The sequence below is a fragment of the uncultured Sphingomonas sp. genome, assembly GCF_937859915.1.
In the GTDB taxonomy this organism is placed as follows: Bacteria; Pseudomonadota; Alphaproteobacteria; order Sphingomonadales; family Sphingomonadaceae; genus Solisphingomonas.
Map to the genome: position 1 here is coordinate 1 of NZ_CALMAW010000018.1, position 9,971 is coordinate 9,971.

Below are 9,971 nucleotides of genomic sequence, written 5' to 3' on the forward strand. Positions count from 1 at the left end.
CTGGTGCGGGCGAAGGGACTCGAACCCCCACATCTTGCGATGGCAGGACCTAAACCTGCTGCGTCTACCAGTTCCGCCACGCCCGCGAGCTCAACCCTCGGTCGGCGCGCGTCTATAGCAGTCGGGCACACAAGAGCAAGCGCGGACCCGCATGTCGCTCCAACCGTTGGGAAGCCGGCTCAAGGAGACGCTGTCATGACCGACCCGAAACCCGAATATCTGACCGACACCGACAAGCAGACGATCAAGGCTATGGACGGCGAGGACGAGGCCGCGCAATCCAGCGCAGGCAAGTCGCCGCAGGAGGATCCGGGCTCGCCCGGCGGCACCGGCGGGACCGGCGGCACCGCCAACGAACAGGACGACTGACCCCCATGCCCGAACTCGTCACCATCGCGTCGCCCGACCTCACCGTCACCGTCTCGTCCTTGGGCGCCGAACTGCAATCGGTCACCGACGCGCGCGGCGACGACTGGCTGTGGGACGGCGATCCGCGCTGGTGGACGGGGCGCGCGCCGATCCTGTTCCCGACCGTCGGGATCAGCGCGAACGGCGCGCGCTTCGGCGGCAAGGCCTATCCGCTCGGCAAGCACGGCTTCGCCCGCGGCAGCCGCTTCGCGGTGGTCGAGGCGGTCGAGGATCACGCGACCTTCCGGCTCGAGGCGGACTCGCACAGCCGCGAACAATATCCCTTCGCCTTCCGGCTCGACGTCACCCACCGGCTCGACGGCGCGACGCTGACGCTCGCGGCCGAGGTCACCAATCTCGACGACGTCCCGATGCCGGTCGGCTTCGGCTTCCACCCGGCGCTGCGCTGGCCGCTGCCACGCACGGGGAGCGCGTCACGCTTCCACCACATCGTCCGTTTCGACGCCGACGAGCCCGAGCCGCTGCGCGAGATCAGCCCCGACGGCCTGTTCGCGCCGGCCCCGCGCGCCACGCCGGTCCACGACACCGAGATCCAGCTCCACGATTCGCTGTTCGAGCAGGACGCGCTGGTGTGGGAAGCGCCGAACAGCCGCGGCCTGTATTTCGGCGTACCCGACGGGCCTTCGGTGCGCGTCGATTTTCCCGACATGCCGATGCTCGGCATCTGGACCAAGCCGGGCGCGGGCTATCTGTGCATCGAACCCTGGCACAGCCGCGCCGACGACGAGGGTTTTGCGGGCGAGTTCGCCGACCGGCCGGGCGTGATCACCCTGCAGCTGGGCGAGGCGCATCGCTACGCGATGGCGCTGACCTTCGGGGTACCGATGATCTGAACTTTTACATGGCCCGTCATTGCGCGGCGCGGAGCGATGAAGCAATCCAGGCCGGCCCGCGTGGCTCTGGATTGCTTCGCGACGCTCGCCATGACGGCTATCGATATTAGCGCAGCGCCGCCGCCACCAGCTTGAGCAGGCGCGGCTGGAGATCGTTGTTGGAGGCGAGCCATTGCTTGCGCTCCTGCATCTGGTCGCCGCCGCGGAAGTCGGTGACGAAACCGCCCGCCTCGCGCACCAGCAACTCGCCCGCCGCCACGTCCCAGCGGCTGAGATGCGTCTCCCAGAAGCCGTCGAACCGGCCCGCTGCGACCCAGGCGAGATCGAGCGCGGCGGCGCCGAAGCGGCGGACACCCGCCACTTCGGGTCCGACGGTGCGGAAGATGCGGCTCCACATGTCGAAATCGCCATGCCCGCTGAACGGCATGCCGGTGGCGAGCAGCGCCTCCGAAATGTCGCGCCGCGCCGAGACGCGCAGCCGGCGATCATGCAGCCACGCGCCACGGCCCTTTTCGGCCCAGAAGCTTTCGTCGGTGAGCGGCTGGTAGACCAGCGCCTGCGTCACTTCGCCCTTGCCGCTCGGCCGCGGCTCCTCGACCGCGATCGAGATCGCGAAGTGCGGCAGCCCGTGGAGGAAGTTGGAGGTGCCGTCGAGCGGATCGACGATCCAGCGCGGCTTGGACGGATCGCCCTCGACGACGCCCGCCTCCTCCATCAGGAAACCCCAGTCGGGGCGCGCGTGCTTGAGCTCCTCGTAGATCGTGCGCTCGGCGGTCTTGTCGGCGGCCGAGACGAAGTCGGCGGGACCTTTGCGCGACACCTGCAGCGCATCGACCTCGTTGAAGTCGCGCCGCAGCTTGGGCGCGGCCTTGCGCGCCGCCTTCTGCATGACCGTGATGAGGCCGGATTGTGCTGGCACTTCAATATCTCCGTTCGTCCCGAGCGAAGCCGAGGGACGTGAGGCAGGCGTTGCGCCAATGTGTCTCGACTACGCTCGACACGAACGGAGAGGGTCTCCCCTCTCCTTGGACATCAATCCGCGCGGCGGACGTAGGTCTGCTCGTAGACGTCGACGACGATCTTGGTGCCCGCGCCGATATGCGGCGGCACCATCACGCGGACGCCGTTGTCGAGGATCGCGGGCTTGTACGACGACGATGCCGTCTGCCCCTTCACCACCGCATCGGCTTCGACGATCATCGCCTCGATCGTGTCGGGCAGCTGCACCGAGATCGGGCGTTCGTCATAGAGCTCCATCACCACGTCCATGCCGTCCTGCAGGAAGGCCGCGGCGTCGCCGAGGATTCCGGCGTCGAGCGTGATCTGGTCGTAGGTGATCTTGTCCATGAAGGTCAGCTGCTCGCCGTCGCGGAACAGGAACTGGAAGTCGGTGGTGTCGAGCCGGACCTTCTCGACCGACTCCGCCGAACGGAAGCGGGCATTGTTCTTGCGGCCGTCGATGAGGTTCTTGAGCTCGACCTGCATGTACGCGCCACCCTTGCCGGGCTGCGTGTGCTGGATCTTGACGGCACGCCAGATGCCGCCCTCATATTCGATGATGTTGCCGGGACGAATGTCCACGCCGCTGATCTTCATGTGCGACACCTGAGGTTCAAGGATGGGAAAGAGCAGGCGCGCGCCTTAGCGGGGGAGACGGGTTCGGGCAAGGGGAGCGCCATCTTGATGGTTCCCCGGCGCAGGCCGGGGCCCAGGCCCGCAGCCTGTGGTGGGCGGATCGTTCGCCAAACGCGTGGGGCCTGGGCCCCGGCCTCCGCCGGGGAACGGGTCAAGCGGCGATCGTTACCGCTTCGCCAGCACCGGATAGGGATCGACCTCGCTGCCCTGCCACCAGCGCTCGCCGGGCGTCATCGCATGGATCTCGAAATGCAGATGCGGCGCGCCCGCATCGGCGTCGCCGGTCGAGCCGACCGCGGCGATTTCCTGCCCGGCCTTGACTGCCTGCCCCTCGACCAGCGTCGGCGCATAATGATCGAGATGCGCATAATAGAAGACCGTACCACCATCCGCCGATCGCTCGTAGATCGTCGTGCCGCCGAGATTGCTCTGGAACAGCTTCTCGATGCGTCCGTCGGCGGCGGCGAGCACGGGCGTGCCGCGCGCCGCCATAATGTCGATCGCGTGATGCACGCGTGTGCCGTCGCCGCGCGGCTCGGACCAATCGTCGTGCAGCGCCGATGCCGCCACGCCTTGGACGGGGATCAGCAATTGCCCCGTATAGGGTGCGCCCTTAGCGAGCTTCGGCCCCGTCGTGCCGCCCCCCGACCCGCTCCAGCCCGGCCCGGTGACGCGCACGATCGAGGCGAACCCGATCAGCAGCAGCACGATCAGCGCGGCCGCGATCAGCCCGAACCGGCTCACGGCTGGAAGATGGCCGGGGTTCCGGCCTTGACCATCAGCGAGACGCGCGCCGCATCCCAATTCGCCATCCGCACGCAGCCATGGCTGGCGGTGCGGCCGATATTCTCAGGCACCGGCGTGCCGTGGATGCCGTAATGCGGCTTGGACAGGTCCATCCACACCACCCCGACCGGACCGTTCGGGCCGGGCGGCAGCATCGCCGCCGTTTCGCCCGGCTTTGCGTCCCAGAACAGCTTGGGATTGAAGTGGAATTTGGGATTGTAGTCGAGCCCGAGGATCTTCCACGTGCCGATCGGCAGCGGATCGTGGCTGCTCCCCGTCGTCACCGGGAATTGCGCGAGCAGCTTGTCCTGCGCGTCGTAGACCGACAGCGTCTTGTCAGACTTGTCGACGACGAGATGGTCGGCCTGCGGCTGGGTCGAGTCGACGTTGAGCCCGGCCAGCGTCTGCTTATAGGCTTCGGGCAGCGCCGCGGGATAGGCACGCCCGGCGGTGACGACATTGGGCACCTTGATCACGGTCCCGGGCGCCAGCTTGGTGTCGGGCGAGTTGAGCTCGATCAGCACCGGCGTGGTAGTGTGATAGCGTTCGGACAGCATCTCGAGCGCATTGGCATAGCCGAGCGACGGCAGCTTGGCCTGCTCGTCCTCCTTGTGCGGCAGCGGGCCGACGAAGTCCCCGGCGAGATCGGCGGGGGTCAGCGTGATGTCGCGCGTCGGCTGGGTCGCGGCAAATTTCTGCAGCATCGCGGCGGTGCGCGGATCGACGTCGCCGGTCGCGACGACGCCGTTCGCCTTCTGGAAGCCGGCGATCGCGCGCTTTAGCCCGGCACCGCCGCGTCCGTCGATCACGCCCGGCGAGAAGCCGAGATGGTCGAGGATCACCTGCACCTGCATGATCTTGGGATCGAGCGCGGGCTTGCCCGGCTGCACCGCCGCTTTGGGCGCGGCGGCGGCGGGCTTGGGCGCGGGCGCCGCAGCGGTGAGCGCGCCCAGCGCCAGCGCGCCGGTGGTGAGCAATCGAAGCCGGATCATGCACGTCCCTTCGTGATCGTAACGGTCGGGTAACGCGCCGGGGTCGCGCTAATATCCGCGACCGGCCGGGCGAAGCCGTATTCTCCCGTCGTCCGCGCTCGACCCGAGATCCAGCGCGTCACACCCCGCCGCCTGCTGTGCCGGACGCCGGATCCGGCCCGGCCTGACGATAGAGGGTCAGGCGCGCCCGGGCGTGGCCTGCGAAAGCGCGAGCGCGATCAGCGCGACGCCGGCCAGGAAGATGTACAGCCCGAACCCTTCGCCCATCGCTGCCAGCGTCGCGATTCCGCCGAGCACCGCGGCGCCCACATAGCCGCGCGGCACGACCAGCGGCAGACGCATCGGCGGGACCGTACGGACCGGGCCGCGCACCGACGCCGCCTGGCGCAGCCGCTTGCCGATCGCCGCCAGAAAGCCGAGCGCGCAGGGCACGAGCGCCGCCGCGGTGATCATTGCCGCCAGCGTGAGCGACAGCCGCACGCCGCCGTCGCGCCCATCGAGCCACGCGCCAAGGCAATCGACCGCCACCGCGGCCGGTGCCGCGATACGGGCGATGCGGCGGATCACGCCAGCACCGTCTCGAACGCCCGGACCGCGGCGGCAGGGCCCCCCTCGCCATTCCAGATCGCGCCGCACACCGCGAGAAAGTCCGCGCCGGCGGCGACCAGCGGCGCGGCATTGGCCGCGGTGATCCCGCCGATCGCGACGCAGGGCAGCTCGAACAGCGCGGTCCACCACGACAGGATCGACGGATCGGGACGGTGGGTCGTGTCCTTGGTAGCGGTCTCGAAGAAGGCGCCGAACGCGACATAGTCGGCGCCATGCTCACCCGCTTCCATCGCGAGATGGCGGCTGTCGTGGCAGGTCACCCCGACCTGCACCGAAGGCCCGAGGACCGAGCGCGCCTCGCGCGCGTCGCCATCCTCCTGGCCGAGATGGACGCCGTCGGCACCGAGGCGTTTGGCGAGCGCGATCGAGTCGTTGATGATGAAGGCGACCTCGCGATCGGCACAGATCTTCTGCAGCGGCTCGGCGGCGCGCGCGATCGCGTGATCGTCGATGCCCTTGAGGCGAAGCTGGAAGGCGGCGATCGATCCGGCGTCGAGCGCCGCGGCGAGATCGTCGGCGAAGCCGTCGGTCAGCGTCGCGGGCGAGATCAGATATAATTGGCAGGCGGGGCGGCGGTTATGCTCCCCGAAGCGGGCCGCGAAGCCCGGATCAAGCTCCACCGGTGGGACGTCGATCTCCATGCCCGCGCTCTAGACGCGCGACGCCCGCGTGGAAAGCCGCTGGATCGTCGAGCCGATGCGCAACATGCGATATGATGCGCCGACGCCTCACTTCGATCGGCTCGCGAAGCTCGATCAGGACATTGGGCCAGGCGATCAGCGCCAGATTGGCGACGCCGCGGCGCTTGATCGCGGCGCGGTCGAAGTCGGCGCGCAGCCCCGCGATATTGTCGGCGTCGATCGCGATGCGGCGCAGAGTGCCGGCGTGCAGCGTGATCCGCCGGCCCTCGATCGTCACCGGGAGCCGCTTGAACGAGCGCAGCAGCCGGATCAGCGTGACGATCGCCGAGAGGTCGATCGCGCCCAGCACGGCGGCGACCTTCCAGCCCCAGGCGGCGAAGACGACGAGATGGACGACGAGCGTCTCGACGATCGCGAGGCCTAGCAGCACGCCGACCATCGGGCCGACGCTGCGGTGATAGGAAAAGCGGGCGATGCCGTCGCTGTCGGTTGCCGTCTCGACCTGCGCCATCGCCGCCTCCTCAGCCCTCGACCGCCACCGACACCGAGCGGCCGTCCTGCGTCAAGACTGCCGCGCCAAATCCGATGTGTTGGCCGTATGTCGAAGTTCGCAAACCGGCATTGGCGGTGGAGAACCTGCAGGCCCCCTCTCCCCATTGGGGAGAGGGTGGGGGTGAGGGAGGCCCGCCGCCCCCCCCCCCCCGAGGGGGGGGGGGGGGGGGGGGGGGGGGGCGACGCGTCAGCGTCGCGTCCCACGTGCGAGGCTGGAACCTCTCACCCAACCCTCTCCCGGAGGCAGAGGGCTTTCCTCACCCTTCGAGCGCAGCGACCCCCGGCAGCGTCTTGCCTTCCATCCATTCGAGGAAGGCGCCGCCCGCGGTCGAGACGAAGCTGAACGCGTCCGCGACGCCGGCCTGGTTGAGCGCCGCGACGGTGTCGCCGCCGCCCGCCACCGAGACCAGACTGCCGTCCTGCGTCAAGGCTGCCGCGGTGCGCGCGAGGCTGACCGTCGCGGTGTCGAAGGGCGGCGTCTCGAACGCGCCCATCGGCCCGTTCCACACCAAGGTGCGGCAGTTCTTGAGCACATCGCCCAGCGCCTCGACCGCGGCGGGGCCGACATCGAGGATCATCTCGTCGGCGGCGACCTCGTGGACGTTGACGGTGCGGGTCGGCGGATTGGCCCTGAACTCCTTGGCGACGACGACGTCGTAGGGGAGATGGACGGTGCAGTTCGCCTTGTCGGCGGCGTCGAGGATCGCGCTCGCGGTGTCCGCCAAATCATGCTCGCACAGCGACTTGCCGACATCGATCCCGCGCGCCGCCAGGAAGGTGTTGGCCATGCCGCCGCCGATGATCAAATGATCGACCTTGGTGACGAGATGCTGGAGCACGTCGAGCTTCGACGAGACCTTGGCGCCCCCGACCACCGCCGCGACCGGATGCTCGGGCTTGCCCAGCGCCTTTTCGAGCGCGGTGAGTTCGGCCTCCATCGAGCGCCCGGCATAGGCCGGCAGCACGTGCGCGAGGCCCTCGGTCGAGGCGTGCGCGCGGTGCGCGGCGGAGAAGGCGTCGTTGACGTACAGGTCGCCGAGCTTGGCGATCGCCGCGACCAGCGCGGGATCGTTGGTCTCCTCGCCTGTGTGGAAGCGGGTGTTCTCGAGGATCGCGATCGCGCCGGGCTGGAGCAGCGCGACCATCTGTTCGGCGCCCTCGCCCTGGCAATCGTCGACGAAGGTGACTTCGCGACCGAGCACGTCGCGCAGCGCGTGCGTCACCTGCGCGAGGCTCATGTCGGGGCGGCGCTCGCCCTTGGGGCGGCCGAAATGCGCGAGGATCAGCACGATCGCGCCCTTGTCGGCGAGTTCGGCGATCGTCGGCGCGGCGGCGCGCAGCCTCGTGTCGTCGGTGACGCGCGCGCCGTCCATCGGGACGTTGAGGTCCTCGCGGACCAGCACGCGCTTGCCGTGGATGTCGCCGATGTCGTCGAGCGTCTTGAACGAACTCATATCGCCTCCCCAAAAACCTGTTGTTCCAGCGCGACCGCGTCGCCGATCGCGAGGTCGCCGGCCGCGATCACGCGCAGCAGCCGCCCGCCGCGCCAGCCCGGCGTCAGCGCCGCCTTGAGCCCGGGCGCGACCTCTTCCATGCGGCTGCACGGATCGCATTCGCCGGTGATCTCGAACAGCGCGGAGCCGACGCGGAGCCGCGTCCCCTTCTCGCGCGGCAGATCGATGCCATCGACGAGCAGATTGACGCGCCGGTCCGACCACACCGCCGGCGGGTCGCCGAGATCGGCCATCGCCGCGCGCCAGTCCGAGAGCATCATCACCGTGACCTGCCGCTTGCCGCGGCCACCCGGCTTGATCGCGCCGCGGAAGTCGCCGGCGATGCCGGTGGTCAGCCCGACCGCGGCCTGGTCGATCGTCTCGACGACGCCGCGGGGCCGCGCCTTGCGCGCGATCCCGAGCAGGCGGCCGGTCACGCCCCTCGCCCGTTCGTCCCGAACGCAGTCGAGGGACCGGCCCTGCGGTGTCTCGACTGCGCTCGACACGAACGGAGTAGGGTTTGCGTCAAGGCCTCAGAGCGTCTTGGCGATCGCGCCGGCGGTGTCGACCATGCGGTTGGAGAAGCCCCACTCGTTGTCGTACCAGCTGAGCACGCGCACCAGCTTGCCGTCGATCACCGAGGTCTCGAGGCTGTCGACGGTCGAGGAGGCCGGGGCATGGTTGAGGTCGATCGAGACCAGCGGCTCGTCGGTATAGTCGAGCACGCCCTTCATCGGGCCCTCGGCCGCCGCCTTAAGCAGCGCGTTGACCTCGTCCTTGCTGGTGTCGCGCTTGGGGGTGAAGGTCAGGTCGATGATGCTGACATTGGGGGTCGGCACGCGGATCGCCGACCCGTCGAGCTTGCCCTTGAGCTCGGGCAGAACCTCGCCGACCGCGCGGGCCGCACCCGTCGTCGTCGGGATCATCGACATGCCGGCGGCACGTGCGCGGCGCGGATCGCTGTGGATCTGGTCGAGGATCTTCTGGTCGTTGGTGTAGGCGTGGATCGTCGTCATCAGCCCGCGCTCGATGCCGATCGCATCGTTGAGCACCTTGGCGACGGGCGCCAGGCAATTGGTGGTGCACGACGCGTTCGAGATGATCGCCATCTCGCTGGTGATCTTGTCGTGGTTGACGCCGAACACGACGGTCAGGTCGACGCCCTTGGCGGGCGCCGAGATCAGCACCTTCTTGGCGCCGGCGGTGAGATGCTTCCCCGCGGACTCGCGGTCGCAGAAGAAGCCGGTGCATTCGAGCGCGATGTCGACGCCGTCGGCGGCGTGCGGCAGGTTGGCAGGGTCGCGCTCGGCGGTGACGTGGATGCGCTTGCCGTCGACGACGATGTCGGTGCCGTCGACCTCGACCGTGCCCTTCCAGGTGCCGTGGACCGAATCGCGCTTGAACAGGCGGGCGTTGTCGGCGGCGCTGCCGAGATCGTTGATCGCGACGAGTTCGAGCCCGCAATCGGGCTTCTCGAGGATCGCGCGCGCGACCAGCCGGCCGATACGACCGAAGCCGTTGATCGCAACTTTCACCGCCATGTCAGATTCTCCTCGACCGCCCCCCGGGGCATGGTGGGACAGGACGTCCCGGTTTGCGGGCTCCTTTGTCCCCCCCACCGCGCCTCGTCAACCTGCACGGATGCTTGCCGGGCGGCACTGTCCTGCTATGCAACGGTCGGATATGGAGAGCGCGTCCTTCCAGCAGGCCTTGGGCCAGCTTGAATCCGCCATCGCGCGGCTCGAACGAGTCGCGCAGGCGCCGCGGCCCGACGCGCGCCTTGCCGCGCTCGAGGCGCGGCACGCCCGGCTGCGCGAGGGTGCAGGCGCCGCGATCGAGCGGCTCGACCAACTGATCGGCACCACCCCGCCGACGATCAAGGGCTGACGATGGCGCAGGTCCGCATCGAGGTCGGTGGCCGCAGCTATCCCGTCGCCTGCCGCGATGGCGAGGAAGCGCGGCTGCTGATGCTCGGGCCGGGCTGGACGCCCGACGTGACGG

13 protein-coding genes and 1 tRNA gene are annotated in these 9,971 nt (G+C 69.2%); 3 read left to right on the forward strand and 11 right to left on the reverse strand.

Features of this window, described 5'->3' with window-relative positions; genetic code table 11:
- Position 1 precedes the first annotated feature (1 nt).
- Positions 2–86: transfer RNA gene (locus Q0326_RS02655), tRNA-Leu, on the reverse strand.
- A gap of 109 nt (positions 87–195) precedes the next feature.
- On the opposite strand from Q0326_RS02655, the gene Q0326_RS02660 reads away from it, so the two are divergent.
- A complete protein-coding gene (locus tag Q0326_RS02660; protein ID WP_298686807.1) occupies positions 196–369 on the forward strand; it encodes a hypothetical protein in 174 nt (57 codons plus the stop codon).
- Positions 370–374: 5 nt separating this feature from the next.
- A complete protein-coding gene (locus tag Q0326_RS02665; protein ID WP_298686809.1) occupies positions 375–1,262 on the forward strand; it encodes an aldose 1-epimerase family protein in 888 nt (295 codons plus the stop codon).
- Positions 1,263–1,368: 106 nt separating this feature from the next.
- Here Q0326_RS02665 and Q0326_RS02670 read toward each other — a convergent pair whose 3' ends face one another.
- The 10 genes from Q0326_RS02670 to gap form a co-directional block, all read right to left on the reverse strand.
- On the reverse strand, positions 1,369–2,181 hold the full coding sequence (locus Q0326_RS02670; RefSeq protein ID WP_298686811.1) for an inositol monophosphatase family protein: 813 nt from the start codon (positions 2,179–2,181) through the stop codon (positions 1,369–1,371).
- A 113-nt stretch (positions 2,182–2,294) separates the two neighbouring features.
- Complete coding sequence (gene efp, locus Q0326_RS02675) at positions 2,295–2,858, reverse strand: elongation factor P (RefSeq protein WP_298686813.1); 564 nt, start codon at positions 2,856–2,858, stop codon at positions 2,295–2,297.
- Between the two features lie 204 nt (positions 2,859–3,062).
- The gene (locus Q0326_RS02680; RefSeq protein ID WP_298686815.1) at positions 3,063–3,641 is read right to left on the reverse strand and encodes a M23 family metallopeptidase; all 579 of its coding nucleotides are present in this window, start codon (positions 3,639–3,641) and stop codon (positions 3,063–3,065) included.
- Positions 3,638–4,675, reverse strand: a complete 1,038-nt coding sequence (locus Q0326_RS02685) for a L,D-transpeptidase family protein (protein WP_298686817.1) — start codon at positions 4,673–4,675, stop codon at positions 3,638–3,640. Before Q0326_RS02685 ends, Q0326_RS02680 begins: the two co-directional genes overlap by 4 nt.
- Before the next feature lie 177 nt (positions 4,676–4,852).
- Entirely contained in the window at positions 4,853–5,242 is a 390-nt protein-coding gene (locus Q0326_RS02690; RefSeq protein WP_298686819.1) for a hypothetical protein, read from the reverse strand.
- Positions 5,239–5,925 (reverse strand): thiamine phosphate synthase, encoded by a 687-nt coding sequence (gene thiE / locus Q0326_RS02695; RefSeq protein ID WP_298686823.1) that lies wholly within the window; start codon positions 5,923–5,925, stop codon positions 5,239–5,241. The genes Q0326_RS02690 and thiE overlap by 4 nt, the downstream gene beginning before the upstream one ends.
- Positions 5,894–6,436, reverse strand: coding sequence for a hypothetical protein (locus Q0326_RS02700; RefSeq protein WP_298686825.1), 543 nt, complete (start codon positions 6,434–6,436; stop codon positions 5,894–5,896). The genes thiE and Q0326_RS02700 overlap by 32 nt, the downstream gene beginning before the upstream one ends.
- 298 nt (positions 6,437–6,734) lie before the next feature.
- The gene (locus tag Q0326_RS02705; protein WP_298686828.1) at positions 6,735–7,931 is read right to left on the reverse strand and encodes a phosphoglycerate kinase; all 1,197 of its coding nucleotides are present in this window, start codon (positions 7,929–7,931) and stop codon (positions 6,735–6,737) included.
- Positions 7,928–8,407 carry an MOSC domain-containing protein gene (locus tag Q0326_RS02710; protein WP_298686830.1) on the reverse strand — a complete coding sequence of 160 codons (480 nt, stop codon included), beginning with the start codon at positions 8,405–8,407 and terminating at the stop codon, positions 7,928–7,930. Before Q0326_RS02710 ends, Q0326_RS02705 begins: the two co-directional genes overlap by 4 nt.
- Positions 8,408–8,503: 96 nt before the next feature.
- Positions 8,504–9,511, reverse strand: a complete 1,008-nt coding sequence (gap, locus tag Q0326_RS02715; RefSeq protein ID WP_298686832.1) for a type I glyceraldehyde-3-phosphate dehydrogenase — start codon at positions 9,509–9,511, stop codon at positions 8,504–8,506.
- A gap of 142 nt (positions 9,512–9,653) precedes the next feature.
- On the opposite strand from gap, the gene Q0326_RS02720 reads away from it, so the two are divergent.
- Positions 9,654–9,857, forward strand: coding sequence for a hypothetical protein (locus Q0326_RS02720; RefSeq protein WP_298686834.1), 204 nt, complete (start codon positions 9,654–9,656; stop codon positions 9,855–9,857).
- Positions 9,858–9,971 lie beyond the last annotated feature (114 nt).

Coding starts and splice junctions, on each gene's coding strand:
- Q0326_RS02660 (WP_298686807.1), top strand. CDS start 196: ATGACCGACCCGAAACCCGAATATCTGACCGACACCGACAAGCAGACG.
- Q0326_RS02665 (WP_298686809.1), top strand. CDS start 375: ATGCCCGAACTCGTCACCATCGCGTCGCCCGACCTCACCGTCACCGTC.
- efp (WP_298686813.1), bottom strand. CDS start 2,858: ATGAAGATCAGCGGCGTGGACATTCGTCCCGGCAACATCATCGAATAT.
- Q0326_RS02685 (WP_298686817.1), bottom strand. CDS start 4,675: ATGATCCGGCTTCGATTGCTCACCACCGGCGCGCTGGCGCTGGGCGCG.
- thiE (WP_298686823.1), bottom strand. CDS start 5,925: ATGGAGATCGACGTCCCACCGGTGGAGCTTGATCCGGGCTTCGCGGCC.
- Q0326_RS02700 (WP_298686825.1), bottom strand. CDS start 6,436: ATGGCGCAGGTCGAGACGGCAACCGACAGCGACGGCATCGCCCGCTTT.
- Q0326_RS02705 (WP_298686828.1), bottom strand. CDS start 7,931: ATGAGTTCGTTCAAGACGCTCGACGACATCGGCGACATCCACGGCAAG.
- gap (WP_298686832.1), bottom strand. CDS start 9,511: ATGGCGGTGAAAGTTGCGATCAACGGCTTCGGTCGTATCGGCCGGCTG.
- Q0326_RS02720 (WP_298686834.1), top strand. CDS start 9,654: ATGGAGAGCGCGTCCTTCCAGCAGGCCTTGGGCCAGCTTGAATCCGCC.